This is a genomic window from Paenibacillus sp. FSL R5-0473, from assembly GCF_038004565.1.
GTDB classification, from domain to species: Bacteria; Bacillota; Bacilli; order Paenibacillales; family Paenibacillaceae; genus Paenibacillus; species Paenibacillus amylolyticus.
Genome location: NZ_JBBORL010000001.1, coordinates 6254134 through 6279904, shown reverse-complemented (window position 1 = coordinate 6279904; position 25771 = coordinate 6254134). Strand labels below are relative to the sequence as shown.

The window sequence follows — 25771 nt, the reverse complement described above, 5'->3', positions numbered from 1 at the left end:
CTACCCACTCAAAATACAGTTCATACCCGATCTACACACTCACTGAACGCTTCATCACATCTGTCATTCGCTATCGTCCCAAAGACATACTGGGTCTGGCATTTAACAACATCCGGGTATACTCATGCTGCGGGTGATCGAACAGTTGGTACACATCTGCCTGCTCCACAATTCGCCCCTTCTGCATGACCGCGACTTCATCCGCCATTTGCGAGATCACGCCCAGATCGTGGGAGATGAGCAAGATGGATGTGCCATACTCCGTACGTAGCCGATCCAATTCCTGAAGCACCTTGAACTGATTCACGACATCCAGTGCCGTCGTTGGTTCATCAGCAATAACCAAAGCCGGTCGCAGGCACATCGATATGGCGATCATCACACGCTGCAACATACCGCCACTCAGTTGGAAGGGATATCGCTTCATCAGTTTAGCTGGTTCGGGTAAGTTCATATCTGCCAAGGCAGCAATGGCCCGCTCCCTGGCAGCTGCTTTGGACATTCCCGTATGCGTACGCAAGGTTTCAATGAATTGAGATCCAATCGTATATACGGGTGTAAAAGCATTCATCGGATTCTGCATAATAAATCCGATTTCCTTGCCGCGGATGCGCCGCATCTCCTCACCTGACAACGAGCCAAGCTCCCGTCCATTCAGGCGGATGCTGCCCGACACTTCCATCCTGCGCGGATCAAGCAGATGGAGCAACGCGTTACATGTAACGGTCTTACCGCTGCCACTCTCACCGACGAGACCGAAGACACGACCTTTTTTTAATTCAAAATCAATGGGCTCCAGTAACGGGACTGAAACCTCCGCTGTTCTTAGATTCACTTGCAGACCACGAACTTCGAGTACCTTCGCTGCATCATCCATCGTTACGTTCACCCCTCATATGCCTTCGATTCCGAACCACTACCTTTTTGCAATGCCATAACGCTCGGATAACGCTTCTCCCAAAATGTTGAACGTAATGACTACGAGCAGAATCAACCCCCCCGGGTAGATCATCAACTCCGGATGACTGCGAATATAACCTGTCCCCTCATGAATCATAGCGCCCCATTCTGCATTCGGTGGTTGAATACCAAGTCCCAGGAAAGACAGAGCAGATATATCCATAATCGCCCACCCCATCTCCAGAGTACCCATCACAACGATCGGACGCTGCACGTTGGGGATGATATGTTTCCGAATAATCGTCCACGAAGAGGAGCCGCTAATCCGCGCCGCTGCGATGAAGTTCCGTTCTTTCAGACTAACGACCATGTTCCGGCAGATACGTGCATAATACACCCACTGTACCATCATGAGTGCTAGAAGCACCTGCATCAAACCTGGACCAAAGATCCCTACAATACCGAGCACCAGCACCAGATTCGGAAACGCCATAATGCCTTCACACAAGCGCATCAACAGACTGTCCACCCAACCACCAAGGTAACCGGAGATTGAACCTACAATGACACCTATGAGCAAAGATGACAGGAAGATCAGGGTAGCGAATCCAAGCGACACTCTCGCTCCATACATCAGCCTGGTGAGATTGTCGCGTCCCAGATGATCCGTTCCGAGCCAATGCTCAAGCGATGGACTCGCCAGCTTCTGCAACAGATTCACCTTCACCGGGTCATGAGGAGCAATCCATGGGGCTAATAACGCGATCACGAAGAAAAGCAATATGATCACCGAGCATATCTGGATGGCTCTCTGCCCTTTAAATACCACACGCCATTTGTTTATCAATGTTCTGCCCGTCCTTTCGCTGAAATCCGTGGGTCCATAACGAGCTGCACCAGATCAACGAGCAGATTGCATACGATGAACAGGCAGGCCGCCAGGAAGACATAACATTGAATAACGGGAATATCCCGATTAAATATCGCATCGACAAAATAACGTCCGAACCCAGGCCAGGAAAACACCTGCTCTACAATAATGGTGCCTGTGAGCAGCTTGCCCATACTCATCCCCATTCCTGTAATAAGGGGCGATATGGCGATTTTCAGGACATGCTTGAGCATAATCACTCTTTCGCGAATCCCGCGTGTTCTCGCATACTGTACATATGTCTCCTGCAATTGCTCCAGTACACTGGAACGTAACAATCGGGTGTAGACCGCAATAAGAATCAAGGAGAGAGTAATCGTAGGCAGAACCAGATTCTCCCACGATCCACGCCCCTCCACAGGTAGCCAGTCCAGCTTCACCGAGAAAAAGAAGATCAGCAAGTAACCGAGCCAGAATTGCGGAATAGATGCTCCAAAATAGGAAATCGCACGACTGACCATGTCAATCCAGCTATTCTTATACACCGCCGCCAGTATTCCCAATGGAATACTCACCAAAGCGGATAACAACATACTCCAGAAGGCTAGTTCAGCCGTAGCGGGAATCCTTAGTTTCACTTCATCCCATACGGGTTTGTTGGTGAGATACGAAGTACCGAAGTCGAGCTTGGCAATCTTCTGAATCGTATGCACATACTGGGTTAATAAAGGCTGATCCAGACCGAACTCATGCCGCTTTTGCGCAAGCAGCTCCGGTGTTGGATAGATATGAGCGGCTGTCAGATAAGCCTCGGCCGGATCAACTGGTGAAATATGAATAAGCGCAAAGGTAACTAGTGTAGCGATAAAAACGATAGGAATGATCGCGATCATTCGTTTCCCGATATAACTGATCAACAAACTTCCTCCCTTTTATCAAGCTACACAGACCTTACCAAGGCCTTACTATTTCCGAAATTAAAGTATTTACTACTTATTGATTGCCCAACTCAATGCCTACAAACGGATTTTCATCACGGTTTGCCGGGAAAATAAAGTTGGAAATTTTCTTCTGATATACCGCCGTTTTCTTAACATACGAGATGGGGACAATCGCCGATTGTTCCTGAAGTGTTGTCAGGATAGAGCCATACAGCTCCTGACGTTTCGTCTCATCTGTTGATGATAGTGCGGCATGTACCTGCTCGTCCAGTTCCTTTTTCATCGGCAAGGCACTGAGCGTCTCAGAGATACCAAATCCAGGGCTCGCTACAACGTTAATGAAGGAATGTGGATCATACGGAGCACCATAGTTGTACCAGAAATACAGGTCAAAATCATTGGCTTTCAAACGTTTGATCTGTACCGTCAGTTCCAGCCCAGTGAGGTTTACTTTAACCCCAAGCTCGCTCCATTCCGCCTGAATGGTCTCAGCCATCGCTTTCTGAATCGGGTCCGTCTTGTCAAAAATCATTTCGAATTCAAGCTGTTGGCCGTCTTTCTCACGAACGCTACCATTCGCAGGCATCTTCCAACCCGCTTCATCCAATAAAGCTTTGGATTGTTCCACATTATATTCGATCGGTTTCAGGTCAACATTGGTGTATGGGTAGTTTTTGGATAGTGCCGTATCTGCCGGTTCTTCCAGACCCAGAGTGATGCCTTCCACCATCGCTTTTTTGTTAAATCCTTGCTGGAGCGCCATCCGTACTCTGAGATCAGACAGCTTCGGATTGGAGGAATTCAGCAGCAGATCTCGCGTACCTACCGGATCAGACAGCTGACTCACATATTTATCGTTGTCACGAAGCTGTTGGAACGCATCCAGACTGATCATACCTTCACCATAGATCAGGTCGAGATCACCTTTTTCAAAAGCAAGCACGCGGGTTTCTGCATCAGGGATGATCTTAACCGTAATCTGATCCACCTTCGGTGCGGTTCCCCAATAATTCGGGTTGCGTTTGAAAACAGCATATTCGTCCTGCTTGTAATCAGCCAGCATCCACGGGCCCGTTCCAACTGGCTCTTTGATGCCTTGGGATGTATCTCCGTCATCCGGGAATCCGGCTTCACCCAGGAAGCGGAAAGGACGAACCACAGACAAATCCTGAAGAACAGGATAGTACGGCTCTGTGAGTGTCATACGGAACGTGTGGTCGTCCACAACCTCTGTCTTGTCGAGCACACCTACAATGCCCAGCCAGCTATGTGTAGCTTTATTTTTCATCACAGCGTCAAAATTCTTTTTCACAATCTCAGCATTAAATGGCGTACCATCTGAGAATTTCACACCTTGGCGAAGCTTAAATGTATATACTTTGCCGTCATCGGAGATGGTCCATGATTCTGCCAGCGCAGGTTCCAGTTTTCCGTCCTTCTGGTAACTGATCAGTGGCTCATAGAGCATGGATTGGGCAAATAATTGCGAAGGATTGTACGTGTGCGGATTCATTGTACCGATATCACGTGGCCATGACATCGTAATCGACTTCGTAGATGTTTGATCCGAAGCAGCAGATGAGGATTCATCTCCACTTCCTGTATTGCTGCAACCCACAATAACGAATAACAACAAGAGCATAGTTGCCAACGTGAGGGCCGAAGATTTGCGATGTTGTACAGACATGAATGTTGAACCCCTTTTCTCTATTTTATGATAATGATTATCATATTCATCCATTAAGAATAGGCAGGAGCCCTCCTTTTGTCAACAAAATTCGACATAGTATGCATCACTACTAAATATGCCAAAAAAGCCCTTCCTGTATGAGGAAGAGCCTCTCGACCTGCATATGAATCACAACTGAAAAAATAAGCTCCACCATAATCTGTTATTCCTTGCTCACAGCATGGAAATCACGAAAGTACATATGGAGATATATCACTGAGATTCATCATCACATACACCTTCTTGTTTCTCGTTTAAACTTCTACAGCGATGCCCTCATAGAACCGACGAATTACCTGCTCCGCTGGCTTGCCGTAAACTCCATATCCGTCATCGGTCAGCGCATCCTTCTCCGCGTGCAGATGTGCGCTCCAATCCCACAGACCGAATCCGCGTACCCAGTCACGCTGACTGACATGCCGAAACATGGCTTCATAGAAATGCTCCTGTTCCTCCGCGCTGACTTCACCTTCCAGCCCCCAATCGTTCGGTACCTGGGCCGATCCACTGCGGCTGGGACAACCTGCTTCCGCAAAGAAAAAGGGTTTGCCATAGGGAGCAATCACCTGTTCAATACGATCCAGTTGCGCCTCCCAATCTCCGATGGGATAATAACCACTGGAAGAGATGACGTCAACGGCATCCCACCATTTCACATGACCTTCCTGATATTTATCCGTGTTGTACGACACCAGTCCTGTGTACACTTCACGCACACCGGCGATCACCTCGCGCCACTCTTCATCCCGACGCTCGGATTGCACCATCTCACAGCCTACGATGAACATCTCACACTTTTCCTGCTCTGCAATCACTGCATAATGCTTCTGAAATGCCGTATAGCTGCGGAACCAATCCTTCCACTTCGGCTCACAAGGCACATCGATATCAAAAAAGTTAATATGTGCACGCCATGTGCCATCGATGCAGTTGACGGTGGGTTTCAGAATGACACGCAGCCCGAGTGTACGGGCATAACGAATCATGTCCACCAGTTCATCATCCTCCACCAGATGTGTGCCCCGATACTTGACCTCTACCGCCTGCGGATGATCCTGATGTGCCGCCAGTGCAAAAATAACATGAGAACTGCCTGTACATTCTGCCATCAGGCGCAAAGATTCTTTGGCTTCCGGCTTACGGAAGTCACCCTTGCCACTCATCCAGCCAAATGTAAATCCCTTGATATAATCCATATGCATTACAGCTTGCCCTCTTCATGATCTCCGGCAATAACTTCATCCGTCTCGATCACATAGTTCACGATCTCTTCGATGGTTGTGTACGCCACGCCCACATACGTGTCGGCGGCGCCGTAATAGATAGCGATACGTCCGGTCTCGGCATCATGCAGTGTTGCACACGGGAAGATGACGTTATCAACGAAGCCTTGTTCTTCGTACCATTTTTCCGGTGTCAGTACAAAGTTGGAGGAACGATATTTTACTTTGGATGGCTCATCCAGATCCAGAATGACCGCCCCCATGCTATAGACAAAACCATTACAGGTCCCAGTGACGCCATGGTAGAACATCAGCCAGCCTTCGGACGTTTCGATCGGAGCAGGCCCGCCACCAATTTTGACCGATTGCCACCAGCCTTGGCCGCCCTTGCTCATCACATGACGATGTTTGCCCCAATACACGAGATCCGGGCTTTCACTCAGGAAGATGTCCCCGAATGGAGTATGTCCACTGTCACTCGGTCTGGACAACATCACATAGTTATCGTTGATTTTGCGTGGGAATAACACGCCATTACGGTTAAACGGCAGCATTGGATTTTCGAGGCGGACAAATGTTTTGAAGTCATCTGTTTTGGCCAGGCCCAGTGCTGCGCCGTAGAAGTCTGTACACCAGATGATGTAATACGTGTCCTCGACTTTGACCAAACGTGGGTCGTAAGCATAGTTCGGCATAAACGGATCGCCATTTTCATCTACAAATGCAATGCGTTCCTCTTCAATTGTCCACTCCAGACCATCTTCGCTTGCGCCCATGTGAAGGTGTGGACGTCCATTAACGGTTTCGGCGCGGAATACCCCAATGAATTTTCCTTCATACGGTACAACGGCACTGTTGAAAATGCGGGCAACACCTTTGACCGGGTTACGCGGAACCACCGGGTTGGCCGAATGTCTCCATACCGGGCCTTCCGTTCCCTCCGGTTTGTTCTCCCACGGCATATTCGGCAAAGCGTCCCCAACAATGTGTACGTTTTTTGTTTCAGCAACTGACATTTTTCATTTCTCCCTTCGGTTAGGCTTTATGAAATGAATACTTAAAATTGCACTAGACCACTTTGATGACAGAACAACCTTCCGATCGCCGTTATCCCCAGATTTTTTTTGATCCCCTTATAAAAGGGAAAAATCCGGTTATAAATGCGAACACTCCGTTTCTCCAGCTTTTTTCTGTCCTCTTCGTTCCTGTGTATTCTCATATGCATTTCATATAGCCTTTCGTTTTTTTATTTAACTGAGCCTTGCGCGAAGCCATTGTAGATGTACTTCTGTAACAGCAGGAAGATGATCATCGTTGGAATAATGGCGATCATGATGCCGGCGCTGATGACCTCCCACTGCGATCCGAACGGTCCCTTGAATTTGAACAAGGCGGTCGATATGACCTGTAGATCGGTCTTTGGCATGTACAGGAACGGTGTGTAGAAGTCATTATAGATGTTCACACCCTTCACGATAATGACCGTTACAATGGCCGGTTTCAGCAGTGGCAGAATGATTTTCCAGTAGATCGTGAAGTACGACGCGCCGTCCAGCATGGCGGATTCATCCAGTGCACTTGAGATGGAGCCCAGGAACTGTAGGAAGATATAAACCGCGATGATATCTGTACCCAGGTACATCACGATGGCCGCCCAGCGTGTGTTAAACAGGTCGAGCGCGTTGATGATCTGGAATGTGGCGACCTGCGTTGTAACACTTGGAATCAGGGTAGCGAGCAGGAATGCCGCGACCATAATTTTCTTGCCCTTGAATTTGAACCGATCCAGCACATACGCGATCATGGAACCCGTTAAGGTCGCTCCTATAATAGAGATGATCAGAATAATAATTGTATTTTTGAAACCAACCAGCATGTTGCCATCCACAAAAGCCTTTGCATAGTTCGCGAAGTTCAGCCAGTTGGCTGGCGGGGCAAGCGGGCTGCTGGTAGCGTATTCCGCATTCGTTTTGAGAGATGCAAACAGGATGACCACGATGGGTAACAGCGCGATAAACGCCGCAAGCACCAGGGAAGCATATTTAACCACGCTCGCAAGGGTGTATTTGAGTTGTGTCACGTTTATTCCTCCCCTTTCATGGTGACGCGCTGCACAAGCGTAACGAGAATAACGATTAAGAGCAGCACCACAGCCATGGCGGATGCCAGTCCCAGCTTGCCATATTTAAACGCCAAATGAACCGTCTGGATTACAAATGTCATACTACCGTTGGAACCATCGGTCATGATATATGGAATATCGAACGCACTAATTGCGCCGCTAATCGCCAAGATCAGGTTGAGCTGCAGGATACGTGTAATGCTTGGCAGGATGATGTGGCGGAATTGCTGCCAGCGATTGGCGCCATCAATATCGGATGCTTCATACACATCCTTCGGAATGGAAGAGATTGCACCCAGGAAAATGATAAAGTTGAAGCCCATGTATCTCCATACTGATGCACCTGCGAGTGACACGTTGATAATATTCGGATTACCGAGCCAGAGCTGCGTGTATTGTCCCAGCCCTACAGCATGCATGAGCATATCGAGTGTACCGTCCGGTTTGAAGAAAAAGAGGAAGATAAAACCGATGGCTACCCCATTCAGCAAATAAGGGAAAAACAGTATGCCTTTGAAAAAGTTTTTGCCTCGAACCTTGAAACTCAGAATGGTGGCAAAGTAAAGCGCCAAGCCCATCTGTAAGAACGTAGCCACGAAGTAATACAAGCTGACAATAAATACTTTGAAGTATTCGGGATCACTGAATATGCGCGTGTAGTTCTCAAACCCAACATAATCAAACCTTTTACTGTATCCGTTCCAATCGGTGAAACTGTATTTGAACATGTTAATGACCGGTAAGTATGCAAATGTAAACAGCAACGCCAGCGGAATAATTGAGAAGGCACAGATGATAAATATGCGTTGCGCTGAGTAGCCCCAATTCGAAAGTTTTAAGTACTTCATGCTCTCCACACCTCCAAGCGGTTTTCCCGCCTATATATCGAAAGACTCCAATGGAATTCCTGCGGAATAACTGCCGGAGAAGAGTATGGGTATCATGCTTTCAAATACCACATACTCCATGCTCCATTCATATATGGATTCCTATATCCCCGCAGTCCATTCATCACCTGATCCACTTACGTTAATCCAATTATTTCGTGAGTTCTGCTCTTGCTTTGACCCATTTGTCGTTCAGATCTTTCATGATGTCGTCATACGATTCCTTGCGGTTCCCAATACCTGCTTCGATAATGCGTTTCTTGAAGTCAGGCTGCCAGAGACCGATTTCGCCTTCATTATCAATCTTGTCGACCAGACCTTCCTGACCTTCTTTGGCAGGTGTAAGCGTGGAGAATTTAACGTCTTTATATTGATCCAAAATTGGTGGTAATTCAGCATTCTTGTCTGCATCCATACCGCCGCCTTGTTCAACTGCATAGTTCGATTTCGCCAGGAACCAGTCAATCCAGGCTTTGGCAGCAGGTTTGTTCTCACTGTTCACGTTCATGCCGATGTTATAGTCGGCGGAGAGCGGAACCACAACCTCGCTTGCATTCGTAGGAAAAGGAAGGAATCCAATGTCGTCTGGAGTATCTGTCATGCCTTGGATCTGTGTGATCGCCCAAGAGCCCAGTGCCATTGTGGCAATTTTGCCTTTGGCAAGATCTGCTTTGGAGCTTTCCCAGTCGGTTGTTGTTGGATCTTTCTCGATTAGACCGTTCTTGGCTGCATCATAGAGCACCTTATATAGTTCATAGTGCGGCTGACCAGGCACAAAGTTCTCATCTGTATTCGGTTGGTCCACGTTAACGTAATCCACACTGCCTGCAACGGTTGGCAAATCCGATTCCCATTGGGTGAGAGCCCAGCCGGATGCATAGTTGGTGTAGAGCGGAACCGCATCTGTATTGTCTTTGACCAGTTGAAGCGCAGCCTGGAATTGCTCCGGTGTTTTGGGAACTTCCATAATGCCTGCGTCTTTGAAGACCTGTTTGTTATAAATGATTCCAGAGAACGTAATTACGGTAGGAATACCGTAGACCTGACCATCCACCATGCGTTCTTCAATGGCTGTGTATTTGTCTTTCAATTCATCGTAAGTGCCGAGCGGCTCGAAAAAGTCCGGGATATCTGCGATCGGAACACTGGTCGGGATCATCAGTACATCACCATAATCCTTGGTGCTCATACGGATTTTCACTTGTCCTTCATAGTCTGCCAGTGCCTGAAAGTTCACTTTGACATCCGGGTATTCCTTATTGAACTCAGCAGCGTAATCTTTAAATACGGTATCAACAATATCTGTACGTTGTGTAAGGACGGTAATTTCCCCCTTGATATCTGCCGGATCTGTACTGATCTCCTCCCCTGCCTGCGAAGATCCACCTCCGGATGAACATGCAGCAAGTAGTGAAGTGATGAGCAGCATCGTCAGCAACATCATCCAACCTTTGTTTTTTCTCAATTGTTTCGACCCCTCTCTTAAGTTAATTAAGTTATCGTTAAGGTTACAAAATGAATTCTATTATGGTAACGCTTACCTGTCAATTAAATTATTTATAACTTAACAAGAAAAATTGCGAGTGAATTTGTTGACATCTGTTTTTCAGGGCACTAATATTGATTAATAAAGTTACCGTTAACTTAATTTAATTAGATTGATGCACTATTTTGAAGGAGCGCTCACTTATGAATACAAAAACAACCGAACTTCAATCTGAGATTAAGGAGCATTGGGAGAAGCAGATTTTACCCTTCTGGTCCAACCTTAAGGATACAACCCACGGTGGATTCTACGGCTGGGTCGGCAACGATCTTCAGGTGAATCCACAGGCACCCAAAGGCGGGATCGCCACGGCACGGCAACTTTGGTCTTTTGCAGCAGCCTATCGGGTTACTGGAAACGAAAGATGGCGCGATCACGCGGCGCATGCATATCGTTTTCTCGCTGACCATGTGATGGATACCGAATATGGCGGTATGTACTGGATGGTAGATTACACAGGGGAAGCGCTCGATACGAGCAAACATGTGTATACGCAATCATTCGGCGTGTATTCACTCAGTGAGTACTATCGTGCAACCGGGGATGCTTCTGCATTGGAACTTTCGAAAACGCTTTTTGCTCTAATCGAGGACAAAGGTCTGGATGCCGAACTACCTGCGTACAAGGAACAATTTGATCGCACATGGAATGAGCAGCCCAATGAAATGCTGAGTGAAAATGGAGTTATTGCGGATTACACAATGAATACGCATATTCATGTGTTAGAGGCCTACACCACGCTCTATCGCGTGTGGCCGGATCAACAAGTGAAGACGGCGCTGGAACGCCTGCTCGGGATTCTATATGAACGTGTGTATGACCAAGACACCAAGTTTCTCGGGGTATTTTTCAACAAACAGTGGGAATCCATCATCGATCTGCGCTCGTTCGGACATGACATTGAAGCCAGCTGGCTAATCGACGAAGCACTGAAAGTTCTGGGGATGGAGCAACATCTGGAGTATGCGGCGATGGTAACAGATATCGCCTATAACATCTCCAATGTAGCCGTGAATGCGGATGGTTCCCTGCTCAATGAACAAGAAGGTGAACATATCGATGAGAAGCGAATCTGGTGGGTTCAGGCCGAGGCGATGGTCGGTTTCTATAATGCATATCAGCGTACAGGTGATCCATTGTTTCTGGAGAGAGTGGAACGCTTGTGGACCTATACCAAAGAAAACATCATTGATCAGCGCGCTGGTGGGGAATGGTACTGGTCGGTTGATGGAAACGGAACACCGGATCAGAGCGAAATTGCCGGACCGTGGAAATGCCCGTATCACAATAGCAGATTCTGTATTGAACTAATTGAGAGGATGGGATCAGAATGATACACCCGAAATACAAGGAGTTACTGGAGAAACAGGAGCAGCTGCTTACTCGCCCTAATGAGATCAATTCTTCCTTTTACAACGGCATATACGATCGGTACCAATATCCAGTAATCACTCGCCATCATGTACCGCTGCATTGGAGATTCGATCTGGATGAGACGACAAACCCGCATTTTATGGAGCGTCTGGGCATTAACGCTACACTGAACCCAGGAGCCATCTATTTCAATGGCAAATACGTCATGGTTATTCGTACCGAAGGATTGGATCGCAAATCGATCTTTGCGCTCGCCGAGAGCGACAATGGGATTGACGGGTTCCGTTTCACGGGTAAACCATTGGTCTGGGAAGATATCGATGCGGATGAAACCAATCAGTATGATATGCGCCTTGTTCAACATGAAGACGGCTGGATCTATGGCATCTATTGCTCGGAACGCAAAGACCCTGATGCTCCTGCATTTGATACATCCAGCGCAGTTGCACAGGCAGGACTGGTTCGTACACGGGATCTTATAAGCTGGGAACGGTTGCCCAACATCACAACGAATTCCCCTCAACAGCGCAATGTCGTTTTGCACCCGGAATTCGTGGATGGAAAGTATGCCTTTTACACCCGTCCACAAGACGGATTCATCTCCACAGGCAGCGGCGGCGGAATCGCCTTTGGTCTGTGTGAGGATATCTTGAACCCTGTCATTCATGAAGAGACAATTATCGACGAACGGCAATATCATACGGTATATGAGGTCAAAAACGGTCAAGGCCCTGCTCCGCTTAAGACGGATCGTGGCTGGATTCACATTGCTCATGGAGTTCGGAACACCGCAGCAGGCCTGCGTTACGTGTTATACACCTTCGCTACGGATCTGAATGATCCGGCGCGTATTATTGCCAAGCCGGGCGGCCACTTCATTGCTCCTTATGACGATGAGCGGGTAGGCGATGTGTCCAATGTTATTTTCTGCAACGGTGCTGTGGTCAATGAGAAGGAAGAAGTCTTTATCTATTACGCTTCCAGCGATACCCGCTGTCATGTGGCAACAACGACTCTGGAGAAACTGGTCGATTATACGTTCAATACACCGGCTGATCCGTATCGTTCCCTGGACTGTGCCAGCCAGCGGGGTCAGCTGATTGAACAGAATGAGAAGCTTTTACAGAAACAATTAACGTAACATCGGTAGAGCGTCCTCTCAGGGAAACCTGCAATGTGCTGAAAATTAGCGAAACAACAGCCAGAATGGCTTTATTCCAAGTGGGTAACGATGTATACTGATATGGATTGTTATTATGTTGGAAGAAAGTGTTCATCATAATGACAGCACATTGTGCCTATACCGGCTTGAAGGAGGCGACCATACTGAAGAACAATATCACCATGCGGGATATCGCCGACAGGCTCGGGGTCAGCAGTGTGACCGTCTCGAAAGCATTGAATGATAAAGATGGCGTGAGTGGCGAATTAAAGGAAAAAATTAAAGTGCTTGCTGTTGAAATGGGCTATCGGTATAATGCTGCTGCCCGTTCCATGAAGGAAGGCTTAACCCATAATATTGGTGTAATTATCCCGGAGCGTTTTACCGGGCCTACGCAGTCGTTCTATGTACGCGTGTTCCAGCGCATCACCAAACATCTGGAGGAACAGGGCTACTACGGCATTCTGCACATTCTGAATGTGGAGGATGAGGAGGAATTAACACTGCCCAAGCTGTACAGCGATAACAAGGTCGATGGTTTCATCGTGCTCGGACAGATCAGCAAAGAGTATATTGAACTGGTGCGATCGATGGAAGTTCCCAAAATGTTTCTCGACTTCTACGATGAACATTCGGACATCGATTCCGTCGTTACTGATAACTTCTACGCTGCCTATGAGCTGACGAACTATCTGGTTCAGCAGGGCCACCGTAACATTGCTTATGTAGGTAACCTGTATTCCACGAGCAGTATCCAGGACCGATTCCTCGGGTACTACAAATCCTTGCTGGAACATCGCTTGCCGATGAATCCGGATCTGGTTCTGAATGATCGGGATGAACGGGGTACGTTTATTGAGATTGATCTGCCGGAACAGCTGCCAACCGCTTTTGTATGCAACTGTGATCAGGTCGCTCATCTGCTCGTTCAAAAACTGACTTCAATGGATATTCAGGTGCCTGGCCAATGCTCTGTTGTTGGTTTTGATAATGATATCTATGCGATGCTCTCCGATCCCAAGCTCACAACTGTTGAAGTGGATGTGGAACAGATGGCACGCACGGCAGTTCAGTCCATGCTCAAAAAGGTCGACAACCCAAACCGCAGTTTCGGCCGTGTACACGTGAAAGGCAACATCATCTATCGTGACTCGGTGAGTACTGTGTCTGCCTCATCAGATACTATGGATATCTGAATTAAAAAAATGAAATAAACGAACACAGATGACTGGCCTTTATCTTACTGGCCAGTCTTTTCTGATGCATTGGAGCTTAACGACGGCGATGATTTGTTGAATCCATCAAAAATGTAGTCGTTCTCCAAATCGAGAGGATGAGGATCAGCTCATACACATTGGTTAAAGTACCGGTTTCCACTGGCAGGGAGATTAACTGCCCTACAAACAACAAGGCAGTTCCAACAAACAGCCAAACCCATTTATGTTTGAAAAGAACGACCAGGCTAACAAATAACAGAACAATCCCCACGATGATCACCATCATCGGCGGACCTCCATGACCTTCTGCCATATATCTCAGTACTCCATACTCTTCTATCACCTTGAGATTTTTAACCTCGGATAAAGTAAAACCTACAATCTGGTAGACAACCAGACCTAAAGTTATCAGCCATGCCACCACACTCGTTATACTTCTATTAGCAAACTTGGCACCTGAGCTGCGCAAGATATGGTAGCCAACAAGAATAAGGGTAGGGGTAGCAAAGGCATGTAGCCAAAATCGAAGGCTACTGAGGACCATTAACACTTCCCCATCCCCTATCAAATTACCTATAGCAATAATTCCATTGTCATATGCCAAGCTGAATGCTACAAATAGCTGAAAACTGGAATACGCGAGCCATTGCTTCCTCTGGGTTAAATCGACGGCCATCCAAACAACAAGTATCAAATAAACAAGAGTAAGTACGGAGTATATCCATACATCCAAGCTGCTTCACCATCCTTATTGGTTAATTCTAATAAATTATATTTACCGGTAAGTAAAATTACAAGGCGTACTTGTATAAATGGTTAATTTGTCATAAATTACTCACAAAGGTAATGAAGATAAATAAAGATTCACAACGATCACCGGCGAGACCAACACATGCTGTAGCTGGAGATGATCCACCCTAACAAGGAGTCACTTTTCAAGCGGCCCGCCAAACTGTTTATGAAGCTAAATTATATAAAAAGAGCACTCCCGGCTATCGTAGCTGCAGGAGCACTCTTTTCCTTATTTGAAGAATGAACAAGCAACAGGGTACTCTGATATTAATAACTTGTCTTCAACCAATTGTCCTTGGACCAGGTCAATTTACCCGAACCCGCGCCATTGGAAGCCGTGAGGCGTGCATTCAACGTGGATGGATCATCCGTGGTATAGCTGTAAGGAAGTGTCGAGAAGCCGTTCCAGGAGAAGGATTTTACCACGGCCGGGATTGGCGCCAGTGGACTGCCAGACGTATCACTGCTGCCACGGAATGAGCTTCCATCCAAAGAATACATGGTATCGGTCACTCTGATTTTGCCGGTATAGGTTGGATCTGCCGGATCGGTCTGATTGTTGCGAACAGGATACAGCACGTCCTTGATGACTGATTTCTCAACTAATACGGCTCCGCTCTCTGTGGAGATTGCCCCATTGCCAATGATATCGAACTTATAACCTTTGGACGCAATCGCTGTTGCCATCGCCGTTGTAATTTTGGCTTTAGCGGCACGTGCCCCTGTCGAATCCATCACGATGTTGTATGCATGTGCGTTGCCGCCACGCAGGCGTGGCATCCGGTCCTGAATATCTTTGTACAAGTTATGGTGCAGCGTCATGGACAGGTTGGCGTTAGCTGATTCCAGACTGGTCGAACCGACCAGATGTCCTTTCTTTTGTGGTCCTGAGATGGCGATAATATCGGCTTTGCTAAGACCTACAGCACTGCTGCGCAGGTAGTTGTACATGGGATAGGAAGCCTTGTTTGCTTCCAATTCGTTAATCTGCTGGGTAACCCAGCTGTTCGAGCTGCCGTCATCCCCTTTGAAGAGGGACCAGGAGATGGTCACGCCACTGGTTCCTTTTTTCGAATCGACGAGTCCGTCATAGGCTTTATTAAATGTGCAGTGATCAATCCATACGTTGCTGTTCTCCTCCAGGGTGATGTAATCCCAATCGTTCTTGTCGTAATCACCTTTGGTGGATTCATCCCATTCCCATAACTCATCAAATTCCAGGTTGCGGATGATGACATTTGAGCTTCGTTTCACGCTGATCGCAGCGTGTTTGATCTTGGAACCATTGGCGGAGAAAATCGTGAGTCCATTGAAACCATCAATCGTGAGCTTGCTAACACCGGTCTGTTTTAATACGGGATGTGTCAGCGCATCATTATGCTTGGCAAAAGGAGAAGTCTGCGCTGCGCTCGGAATTTCATTCCATCCCAGATTCAGATCGTTCATGATCTCAACAACTTTGACACCGGAGTTCTTTTTCAGCGCCAATGCCAGATCGGTCGCATTATACACTTTCTTATACGTGGCTGTGTTTGATTCGCTAATGATGCCGCCGCCCGCGTTCCCTTGGGAGAAGCCTGTAAGATTGTAGTCTGCGTTACCCGCTGCCTGCACACTTGCCGGGCCGGACAATAAAGTTAACCCCAACGTTAGAGCCAGAGCTGTGCTGCATAAACTTCGAAATTTAGTTTTCATCGATTCCATTCCTCCCAAAATATGATGATGACATTCGTCCATCGCTGCCATGCCGTGTTACGAAGGACATGTTCTCAATGTACATTTTGAAAGCGATTACAACAATAATCCCTATCTCACATGTAGGCGGGAATGGCTGGTACAGCAAGGAATTGTACTATAAGCAACCTTGAATCGTACAGAGTTAACTTGGGGAGTAAGGTTTCAGGGATATATCGTGGTAACAAGAACATTCCAGATGGGATGAAATTAAAAAAGCAGGACTGCATCTGCCGCAGACCTGCTCGATTTTACTTTTTGATGGAACGTGTCCAGAAGCCGCCATGGAACTGTTTGGGCTCCACGGTAATAACAAATGCTTTGGGGTCCAGATCGAGAATCGTCTGGTAGAGCAATTTCTGGTTTTTACGTTTTGCCAGAATCTCCATCACAAGCCGATCTCCATCACGTCCACTGCCCACCCATGCAGTAACACCATATCCTTTATCTCGCAGGGCATTCGCGACGTTGTTGCCCATCTGGTTACAGATGACTTTAACGGTAACGTAACCGAGCGCGATCTTCTCTTCAATCCACGCACCGAGCAACACTCCCAGTCCATAACCCACCGCGTACACGATCAGGGCCGAAGGCTGAGTCAGGTATTGGAGCACCAGATTCAGACCGAGCACGTAGATCACAATCTCACCCATGCTGATCAGTGCGGCGATGTATTTCTGGCCTTTGAGTGTCAGAATCATCCGGAGTGTATAAGCGGATACGTAGACAATCTGGATCAAAAAGATAAATACCAATATTTTAAACAATCACAATCCCTCTTTCCTGGCCTTCACAACGGAATTGGCCCTTTGCTGCATATACTCGACGATTTCGTTTCATCTATGCTTCCTGTATGTTTGCTCTATCTCCATCATTGGACGTTATACCCTCATTCTAAACGGTTGAATGTAAATCCGTAGGCATTTTCTGCTCTCTGGCATGCCGGAACTGCAATTATAGAACCGTTTGTACCGATTATCAACCCGGCGGAGGTCCCAGGGGCGAAAATGGGAGTCTTTGAATATGCTGTATCATCATAAAGCCAAGCACGCTGGCACAGGATATCAGGTCAGAACCAGGATGGATGGGTCAAAACAAAAAGGGGGGTACCGTCATGCAGCTATGGCAGGAGATGGAGCGGGAAGGCATGGAGGAACTCATTTTTTGCCATGATGCAGATAGTGGATTGAGGGCGGTCATTGCCATTCATAACACGGTCCTTGGGCCTGCGCTGGGCGGATGCCGCTACTGGACGTATGCCTCCGAGGAAGAAGCTGTTCGGGATGCTGTGAAGCTCGCCAAAGGCATGACGTACAAAAATGCAATCTCCGGATTGCCATATGGCGGCGGGAAAGTAGTCATATGGAATGTGCCTTTAGTGAAGAATACAAAACCGGATGAGGATGGTTGCGGATCTCAAAGTGTTGAGCAGGTCGCTGGAGATCTAGGGGTAGAGCAGCAAAAGGGCGCTGCCGCTGAACGGAAAGTCGTCGCCGATGAGGGTACGCATCCACAAGATAAAAGCCTGGATACGGACGTATCCAAGCGGGCGCAGCGCTTTCGCGCATTGGGTCGTTGTCTGGAGCGGCTGAACGGACGGTACGTGACAGGTCTTGATCTGGGTACCACGGCGACAGACATGGACCAGATCCGACTGGAGACCGCACATGTAACGGACACCACGGGTTCGCTTGGGGCGCAGGATGACTTCACTGCCGAGATGACCGCCTATGGCGTACACATCGGCATTGTGACCTCGCTGCGCCAGCAAGGCATTGCATCTTTGCAGGGCATTCCCGTTGCCGTCCAGGGACTGGGCAAGGTCGGGTATGCCCTGTGCCGTTACCTGCATGCAGCCGGGGCACGGCTCATTGTGGCAGACGTTGTACCGGAGCGTGTACAACGTGCCCTTGTGCAGTTCAGCGGCGCCATCTCGGCCGATCCGGCCCATATCCACGCCGCTGACTGCAAGGTCTTCGCCCCCTGTGCCCTAGGGGGCGTACTGACCCCGGCAACGGTGGAGGAGCTGCGCTGCTCCATCGTTGCCGGGGCGGCCAACAACCAGCTGAGTGAACGACAGCTGGTTGCAGGCCGCATGCAGGCGCGCGGCATCCTGTACGCGCCTGATTATGTGCTCAACGCAGGCGGAATCATCTCCACCGCCTACGAGCTGGAAGGCGCCGGGCCTGACCTGATCCGCCAAAAGGTGGCGGGGATTGCAGGCACGCTAAGCAAGGTATACGCAGAAGCTACGCAATCTGCGATCTCCACAGCCGATGCAGCCGATCGGCTAGCCGAATCCATCCTCCGATCAGACCATACAAAATAGGGTGCCTCCTCCTGGGGAACCTCCACTGCTTTACTTCATTCTAACGAACCTGATTCACGCTATTTGCCCCTTTTAGCATGGATCTAAAATCTAACGAATCTTAGGCACGTTATTGTGCCTATTTTGGTTCTTTTTCAAGCTAAATAACTACTTTTCCGAAGGATAGCGTTCCTGAGGTTCGTTAGAATTTATATTTCAGATTTTGACCCTTAATAGATTGTCTCAGGTTCGTTAGCGCTGCGGCGAAGGTTTCTTTGGGGGTAGCATCACCTTTCAAAAAGAGCTAACCTAGACGTAAGTGTCCCGGTTAGCTCTTTTTAGTTCTTCTTAGCACTCTTAACTCTTCTAGGCTCTTATCACTTCGTCCTTCTACTTTCTAATCCTTATCGCTTTGCCTCTTGCTCTTGCTCTGGCTCTTTATTCTTCATTCTTCGGTGTTTAATTCATGCTTCTCTGGTGCACTGTACTCTAATCTCTTACTTCTCTAGAACGTTGACCCTTTGGCTCATTTTTTTCCAATCGCTCTCTGTACGGATTACATTAAGTTTTCTTGTAAACCGTCCCTCTCAACGTAATCCACCTCTTTTCTTTCCTTCTTTTACTCTTTTATTCTTCTGTCCTGCTGCAACTTCTCAAACTGCAACCGGCCTCTTCTTCGCTGTCTTCTTCTCCTGAAACAGTAGCGTCCACAGCAACACATTCGCTACGATCAGTAGCGCACCATAGATCCATACGCCCCCCGACACTGATCGGAAAAAGACATGGACTCCCCATAACATAGCAAGCACAGGAAGGGCGGCGAATACATACCAGCCATCACTTTGCTGTGCCATACTGAAGGATTGGGAGAACGGCGGCTTACGCAACAACAATTTGCCTGCCAGTGGGACAAGCGCCGTAGCTGTCAGCATAATAATTGCAATATCCGGCAGTATCCGTGATCCAAATGTCCAGGTAAACAAAATGGCATTTGCCAGAAATATAGGCAGGAACATGTTGCATAAGAATGCCTTTAGAGCGCCTTTATACAACGCGCTATCATTCGCCATCGGTGCAGCGCGAAAAGTCCAGAATGCCTTATATTGTCCTGAAAATTTCAGCATGACTACAACCGTTACAACCAGCATTAGTACGATATAAAAAGTGTATACAAACGAACTTTGCCTAAACTCCGCCCAGGTAGAAGACTGCAATTCGGTAAACCAAAATACATAAGGTAAAACAAATGATAAACCAAGCGATGGATACACCTTCAGCTTGAATTCCCGTTCATTACGCATCATGCTGGCTGACAGACGGAAGCAAGCCTGTTCCTCTCTGGAACGACTGACCACCTTGGAGATCAACCGATCCCATCTTCCACGTCTGCGTCCGGAGGACTGACCCGAATGTGCCATTTTTTCCAAATACAATTCAAAGGACGGCATAAGCTTCACATATACGATCATACTCACCACAGGAACCAAGACTGCCAGTGCTGTGAACGTGTAGATCCACACATTCCCGCCCCCTGCGAATAACCATTCGTATGCAGCCGCATACCATAACGGAGGCAACAGCAACTGCCACCAAGCTGGTGTAAATACCATACCAAAGTCAATAATACTGAACGAACGAATCACCAGCTGATAACCAATCGCAATCCCCACGGAAAGCAGAATCTGCACCATATTGATCATATCCTTCAGCTTCTCACCATCCAGAAACTTCATCATGAACAGATAGATCAGAGACGTTGTCACCAGAATCAGCATATTGATCAGAATCAGTTCTACAAGGAAAATCAGAAAGAATCCGATCCCATGCGTCACCAACGCGGCAATTAGCGGTATACCGGTTAATGAACCCGTCAGCAATAGCAGATATACGCCCGCATGGATGGCTCGGGCCATACCAACCGTTCGTCCATTAACAGGCTTGGTCATAATAATATTGCGATCCCGGATGTCCAGCAGTACGGAGGAAAAATCCGAGATCATGGACGTCATGATCATAAACATTAAGATGCCAAACACAAGACCCATCTGAAGCATGAAATGCCCCGTATCCCAGACGATGAAGGGAACCATCATCAGTCCCATTAATCCATACAACCATAAGGATCGAAGAAACTGATTACCTTCCTTGCGCTCTTTTTTCCCTGAATTGTTGGACAAAATGGTAGGTACTCTGCGTTGATCCATCTGGAACTTCACTCGCAAGATCAGGCGCAGTACATCATAATCCGCCCCTGTTCTGGCGATGAGCGGACGAAAGCGATCCAGAATCTTGAGTGTGCGGAAGTCGGAGGATTCCTCCATATCAGTACACCTCCTGCACAATGGATACAAAACGCTCCGCAATGGCTTTATGTTCATTGAAGCCTGTCAATTGATTGAATACTTCCTCCAGCGTGCCTTCCATGGATTGCTGTTGGAGCTGCTTGAACGTACCGTCTGCCACTACGCGCCCTTCAGCAATCAGTACAATTCGACTGCTGATCTTCTCCACCACATCCATGATGTGTGACGAATAGAAGATCGTTGTGCCTTTGGCTGACAATTGTGACAAAATCTCTTTGACCACCATCACACTATTGGCATCCAATCCGCTGAGTGGTTCATCCAGGAACAACAGATCCGGGTCATGCAGCAGCGCAGAGATCAACAGCACTTTCTGACGCATACCTTTGGAAAAAGAGGCAATGCGGGAATGATATGATTTTTCCAGTCCAAAACAATCCATCAATAGCTTGGCTTTGTAATCCGCATCTTCATAGGACATACCGTATAACTCTCCCGTAAAAGTCAGATACTCCGCAGGCGTTAATTGTTCGTACAATTCCGCCACCTCCGGAACATAGCCGATTCTGCGTTTATACTCTACATCGCCATCCGCAATATCTTTACCAAAGATTCGCACCGTGCCTACATATCCTTCAACCAGCCCGAGTAAAATCTTAACCGTCGTACTTTTGCCAGCCCCGTTTGGACCAATATATCCAATCATCTCACCGCGATTCACTTCCAGATCGATGCCGTTCAGCACATAACGTCCGTTGTATCTCATACGCAAGCTTTCAATGGATAGCACTTGTTGTTCACTCACTTCGTTATCCAGCTCCTGTCTCTATCTTTTTCTACAATTCTACTAGTTTACCACAGATTGGTATGGTAATGATCGGAAATAGGTCACGATATGAGCCATCAACTGGATATCCCCTTCGAGTAAAAGCATCACGTAACATGCGTGAATACATCACAAAGCCCCTGTCCCACCTTATGGTAAGAGACAAGGGCTTCCACTTTATGTTGAACCTTATTTTATAATATCTAAAACGTCTTACTGCACCTTAACAATCTGAAAATGCTGATTCGTGCCGCCATTATCCGTCCACTGGATGGCCGCAGCCCCATCTGCCAGGGATTGACTGGAGATATCCAATACTTTGCCTGTACTGCGGTTCTTCAGTTTATAATAACCACCACCTACATGGACGAGCTGCCATTGCTGGCTGGCCCAGCCACCATCATTCCACTGTTCAATGACAGCCCCATCCGTCGTGGCACCATTCTCCACACCGATCAGCTTGCCACTGGAACGGTTGATGATTTTGACATAACCGCCACCCGCATCGGTAATCTGCCACTGTTGACTTGTCATCCCCCCATCTGCTCGCTGCTCCAGGTCCGCACCGTTGGCGGAAGAACCCCCAATGACATTTAGCAATTTGTTACTCTTACGACTAATCAGCTGATATGAAGCATTCGGGTCCCAGACATCCGGTGTACTCACTCCGGTCACAGTCCCTCTTACTGTATCAATCGTAATACTGCTGGCCCAGTTCATCGCCAGACTAGTTGCATTAGGGAACGATAGGGGCAGCCAAACATACTTGGAATCCTGCACAGGTCCGCTCCATGCACCAGCCCAGCGGTCACCCATGTAAAGATAGGATGTGGTCTGTGAACCTTCTACAGGAACAACATAGGTGGATTGGGAACCATACGTTGTGCTGTCTCCAAAATTGCTAAGACCGCTCCATGTGCCTGTAATGCTGGAGGCTGTCGCATATTTGGCCTGATTTGGATTCCAGCCGGTCGCACCAGAGGTAATCAGGAAGTAGACGCCGTCTTTTTTGAATAGGGCTGGTGCTTCACGATATTGTCCAGGCCACAGCGTTGTGACTAGGGATTCCACACCCAGAAAATCCGGGGTCAGCTTATATATATTCAGATCAGCATTCACTCGGGTCGCAGAGATCAGATAAGCGGTTCCGTTATCGTTGTATACCGTCATGTCTCTGGAATCATACCCAAGTGGACGATAACTGCCCACATATGTGTAATTGCCATCCACCGTATTCGAAGTAGCTACCGCCACTCGGGCCTCGCCATAATCCAGACCATTCTCCTTGTGCATCCAAAGCACGTATTTGCCAGTTGAACTGTTATAGATGACTTTTGGGCGTTCAATGTTGGAGATATTTAGCTCGGTAGCCGAGCTGCTGGTCAGCACATCATTACGATACTCCCAGTTCTTCAGATCCGATGAACGATACACGGATACGGCCTTGAACGTTCCATTCGTATTGCGGTTCTCCCCAAACCAGTAATAATACCCATTTGCCTTGATCATCCCGCCCCCATGGGCATGAACAACATTGCCATTGGTATCCTTGAACTGTATCCCGTTCGTTACACTGAGCGGAGCAGCCGAAGCATTCGGTCCGGGTGCGAGCAACATCCCTATGGATTGCAGAGCCAAAATCAAAGCAAGCAGATAACTAAAGCGGCGGGTAAAGCAACGGGAATGTGTATTCTTTTTCAACCATCCATCGTTCATAGCCATATCGTAATGCACCTCCATGTTTTTTTGTGAAGCGCTTACATAAAATAAAAATCGATATGTCTTATCTGCCTCCGATCGATGATGCATTTCAGCATTAGAATTCCTTGCAATACTGGCTGGCGTTCACCTCCCTGATTCCGATTGTATCCGCCACGTTCCTGCTCGAATAGTGAACAATCCGGCGGAAGATGTACAATTTTATACTCCGCTCTCTCGATCAACAGCAAAAAGACGCTTCCCCCGAAGCGTCCTCTGCTATACCTGCCCTGCCCCTCCATGATGTAACGATCTCTAGCTGTGTGCGGCTGTTCATAGGCAGGTTTTTATATGATGTTTTATCGGCGTATATACTCGCCCTTATTGCTTAATCTTGGTCGTCAAAATCCTGGTCAAACGATAACACTTTACCTGTGTTGGCATCGATATCTACATCCGCTTCACCTTGAGCAGTTCTCAGTTCGATCTCATACACATAACGACCATCATCATGATCCAGCTCGACTTTGGTTACTTTACCACCCGTAACTTGTTTCAACGCAATGTTTGAAGCTTGGGATGCCGTCAATTTGACCTGCTTGGAAGCAGAGTTATTAGACGTGTTGCCGGATACAGTACCTTTATAATCGTCGTCATCATCGTAGTCTTCATCATTCACGACCGCAAGGATTTTGCCTGTATAAGCATCCAGACGAACGACAACATCATTGGTTCCTTTTCTGTCGATCTCAACTTCATAGAACGTTTGGCCGTTTCTACGCTCCAGATCCACGTCATCCACTTTACCATCGGCTGCTTTTAACGCCAACGCTTTCGCTTGGGATGCATTCAGCATTTTACCTGTGCTGTTCTGATTCTGTGTTGCAGATTGTGTTGTTGACGTTGGTGTAGTTTGCACCGATTGTCCATTCACATTCCCGCTAGCCGCTACGGCCGATCCACCAAGTAATACTGCTGCTGACAAGCTACCAATCCAAAGTTTATGTTTGTTCATCATCATCATTCATCTCCTCGTTGTTGTTGTTTCGTTCTCGTCTACATTTATAGAATAACCTGCAGGAATGAGAGATCAGCGAGAGTTAGATTAGAATTTGATGAGAAAATGAAGAGAATGCTCATTTAATGAGTGTTCATTATGTATGTAATCTAAAAGAAATGAAAAAGATGACCCCTAAATTAGGAATCATCTATCCAACAAGGTGTAACTCTATATTCAATGGATTCCTGTACAAATGTTAATCATCGTCCTCATCCCAAGTCACCGAACGAATTGCTCCTGAGATGGCATTCACTTGCACAATAGCCTCCCGGCCATCCTCCAGATCAATTTCAACCAGATAATATGGATTCCCGCTGTTGGTTCCACGCAGTTCGATGTCGTCCACTTCCCCCGGAACCTCCGCAAGTGCCTTCTGTTTGGCTTGTTTCTCGCTCAGAAACTGAGGTTTGGGATCATCCTTGGTTGGTTCAGTTGTCGGGGCTGCTATTGTTTTGGAAGCTATCGTCTCTCCCGTGTATGGATCAATCGTGAGTTCTTCACGGCTGTTATCCTTCGCCTTTACTACCGCGGTGTATACCGGACTGCCTTGCTGCTCCACAAGTTCAAGCGAGACCAATTGGTTATCTGTCTGTTGTTTTAACAACGCCGTCTTGATCTGCTCGCGGCTCCATAACGTCTTCTCTTCCGCTTGCGGGTTCGACTCCAGCCGTTTAATGGAATTCACAGCAGCTGTAACGGCATCCACTTGCACATCATATAGGCCGGTCTCCGAACGGAGCTGCATGATATACGTCCCGTCCTTCAACGTCGAATTTACAATCTCTCCTGGATATTGATCCAGTACGGATTGGGCCGCCGCATCTGCCGTAAGTACCGCACCAGTCGATTGCCAAGGCTTCCACCACACCACAACTGCCACAATCAGCACAACGAGAAGCCCTGCACCCCACCAGAGTGATCTTCGCGATTTCGCCCATCCGCTGTTCCCCTGTTCATGCCGTTTCATCTCCGGTGGTCGCTGCTCATGTTCTGTCATCACGTTTCCCCCTTATAGCTCTCCCCATAGCCCGAGTTCATCTGTTATATATTCGGTCTGAGTTTAGTTTCCAATGCTACT

The 25771-nt window shown here is 47.7% G+C and carries 21 protein-coding genes; 4 read left to right on the top strand and 17 right to left on the bottom strand.

The features are described 5' to 3' along the window. Positions 1 to 70: 70 nt before the first annotated feature. From nikD to MKY28_RS27565, 9 genes are all read right to left on the bottom strand, one after another. Positions 71 to 877: a nickel import ATP-binding protein NikD gene (gene nikD / locus MKY28_RS27605; RefSeq protein WP_340938062.1), complete on the bottom strand. Its 807-nt coding sequence runs from the start codon at positions 875 to 877 to the stop codon at positions 71 to 73. A gap of 39 nt (positions 878 to 916) precedes the next feature. Then, positions 917 to 1747 (bottom strand): nickel ABC transporter permease subunit NikC, encoded by an 831-nt coding sequence (gene nikC / locus MKY28_RS27600; protein WP_340937547.1) that lies wholly within the window; start codon positions 1745 to 1747, stop codon positions 917 to 919. After that, positions 1744 to 2688, bottom strand: coding sequence for a nickel ABC transporter permease subunit NikB (gene nikB, locus MKY28_RS27595; RefSeq protein WP_047840858.1), 945 nt, complete (start codon positions 2686 to 2688; stop codon positions 1744 to 1746). The genes nikC and nikB overlap by 4 nt, the downstream gene beginning before the upstream one ends. A gap of 76 nt (positions 2689 to 2764) precedes the next feature. Continuing rightward, positions 2765 to 4399 (bottom strand): nickel ABC transporter substrate-binding protein, encoded by a 1635-nt coding sequence (nikA, locus tag MKY28_RS27590; protein ID WP_127551534.1) that lies wholly within the window; start codon positions 4397 to 4399, stop codon positions 2765 to 2767. 296 nt (positions 4400 to 4695) lie between these two features. Further along, positions 4696 to 5637, bottom strand: a complete 942-nt coding sequence (locus tag MKY28_RS27585) for a glycoside hydrolase family 113 (RefSeq protein ID WP_445670937.1) — start codon at positions 5635 to 5637, stop codon at positions 4696 to 4698. Between the two features lie 5 nt (positions 5638 to 5642). After that, entirely contained in the window at positions 5643 to 6680 is a 1038-nt protein-coding gene (locus MKY28_RS27580; RefSeq protein WP_339190713.1) for a glycoside hydrolase family 130 protein, read from the bottom strand. A gap of 230 nt (positions 6681 to 6910) precedes the next feature. Then, on the bottom strand, positions 6911 to 7744 hold the full coding sequence (locus tag MKY28_RS27575; RefSeq protein WP_036606605.1) for a carbohydrate ABC transporter permease: 834 nt from the start codon (positions 7742 to 7744) through the stop codon (positions 6911 to 6913). 2 nt (positions 7745 to 7746) lie between these two features. Continuing rightward, positions 7747 to 8634, bottom strand: coding sequence for a carbohydrate ABC transporter permease (locus MKY28_RS27570; RefSeq protein WP_017691677.1), 888 nt, complete (start codon positions 8632 to 8634; stop codon positions 7747 to 7749). 190 nt (positions 8635 to 8824) lie between these two features. Beyond that, positions 8825 to 10138 carry an ABC transporter substrate-binding protein gene (locus MKY28_RS27565; protein ID WP_100528225.1) on the bottom strand — a complete coding sequence of 438 codons (1314 nt, stop codon included), beginning with the start codon at positions 10136 to 10138 and terminating at the stop codon, positions 8825 to 8827. Between the two features lie 224 nt (positions 10139 to 10362). Here MKY28_RS27565 and MKY28_RS27560 point away from each other — a divergent pair, with 224 nt between their 5' ends. The 3 genes from MKY28_RS27560 to MKY28_RS27550 all read left to right on the top strand — a co-directional run bounded on the left by MKY28_RS27560 (position 10363) and on the right by MKY28_RS27550 (position 13951). Further along, entirely contained in the window at positions 10363 to 11553 is a 1191-nt protein-coding gene (locus MKY28_RS27560) for an AGE family epimerase/isomerase (RefSeq protein ID WP_340937545.1), read from the top strand. Then, entirely contained in the window at positions 11550 to 12734 is a 1185-nt protein-coding gene (locus MKY28_RS27555; RefSeq protein WP_340937544.1) for a glycoside hydrolase family 130 protein, read from the top strand. The genes MKY28_RS27560 and MKY28_RS27555 overlap by 4 nt, the downstream gene beginning before the upstream one ends. A 140-nt stretch (positions 12735 to 12874) precedes the next feature. Further along, a complete protein-coding gene (locus tag MKY28_RS27550) occupies positions 12875 to 13951 on the top strand; it encodes a substrate-binding domain-containing protein (RefSeq protein WP_076320107.1) in 1077 nt (358 codons plus the stop codon). Positions 13952 to 14027: 76 nt separating this feature from the next. Here MKY28_RS27550 and MKY28_RS27545 read toward each other — a convergent pair whose 3' ends face one another. The 3 genes from MKY28_RS27545 to MKY28_RS27535 all read right to left on the bottom strand — a co-directional run bounded on the left by MKY28_RS27545 (position 14028) and on the right by MKY28_RS27535 (position 17265). Beyond that, positions 14028 to 14705 carry a hypothetical protein gene (locus MKY28_RS27545; RefSeq protein ID WP_100528222.1) on the bottom strand — a complete coding sequence of 226 codons (678 nt, stop codon included), beginning with the start codon at positions 14703 to 14705 and terminating at the stop codon, positions 14028 to 14030. 326 nt (positions 14706 to 15031) lie between these two features. Next, the gene (locus MKY28_RS27540; RefSeq protein ID WP_307415667.1) at positions 15032 to 16459 is read right to left on the bottom strand and encodes a pectate lyase family protein; all 1428 of its coding nucleotides are present in this window, start codon (positions 16457 to 16459) and stop codon (positions 15032 to 15034) included. 290 nt (positions 16460 to 16749) lie between these two features. Next, on the bottom strand, positions 16750 to 17265 hold the full coding sequence (locus MKY28_RS27535; RefSeq protein WP_036606590.1) for a DUF2179 domain-containing protein: 516 nt from the start codon (positions 17263 to 17265) through the stop codon (positions 16750 to 16752). A gap of 347 nt (positions 17266 to 17612) precedes the next feature. Between MKY28_RS27535 and MKY28_RS27530 the strand changes: the two genes are divergently transcribed. Further along, positions 17613 to 18827 carry a Leu/Phe/Val dehydrogenase gene (locus MKY28_RS27530; protein WP_340937543.1) on the top strand — a complete coding sequence of 405 codons (1215 nt, stop codon included), beginning with the start codon at positions 17613 to 17615 and terminating at the stop codon, positions 18825 to 18827. 632 nt (positions 18828 to 19459) lie between these two features. On the opposite strand, the gene MKY28_RS27525 is transcribed toward MKY28_RS27530, so the two are convergent. The 5 genes from MKY28_RS27525 to MKY28_RS27505 form a co-directional block, all read right to left on the bottom strand. After that, on the bottom strand, positions 19460 to 21127 hold the full coding sequence (locus MKY28_RS27525) for a hypothetical protein (protein ID WP_340937542.1): 1668 nt from the start codon (positions 21125 to 21127) through the stop codon (positions 19460 to 19462). Position 21128: 1 nt separating this feature from the next. After that, positions 21129 to 21914 carry an ABC transporter ATP-binding protein gene (locus MKY28_RS27520; RefSeq protein WP_047840868.1) on the bottom strand — a complete coding sequence of 262 codons (786 nt, stop codon included), beginning with the start codon at positions 21912 to 21914 and terminating at the stop codon, positions 21129 to 21131. 234 nt (positions 21915 to 22148) lie between these two features. Further along, the gene (locus tag MKY28_RS27515) at positions 22149 to 23657 is read right to left on the bottom strand and encodes an RICIN domain-containing protein (protein ID WP_445670912.1); all 1509 of its coding nucleotides are present in this window, start codon (positions 23655 to 23657) and stop codon (positions 22149 to 22151) included. A 364-nt stretch (positions 23658 to 24021) separates the two neighbouring features. Continuing rightward, the gene (locus MKY28_RS27510) at positions 24022 to 24651 is read right to left on the bottom strand and encodes a PepSY domain-containing protein (protein WP_179087883.1); all 630 of its coding nucleotides are present in this window, start codon (positions 24649 to 24651) and stop codon (positions 24022 to 24024) included. A gap of 238 nt (positions 24652 to 24889) precedes the next feature. Then, positions 24890 to 25690 (bottom strand): PepSY domain-containing protein, encoded by an 801-nt coding sequence (locus tag MKY28_RS27505; protein ID WP_165789942.1) that lies wholly within the window; start codon positions 25688 to 25690, stop codon positions 24890 to 24892. Between the last annotated feature and the right edge of the window lie 81 nt (positions 25691 to 25771).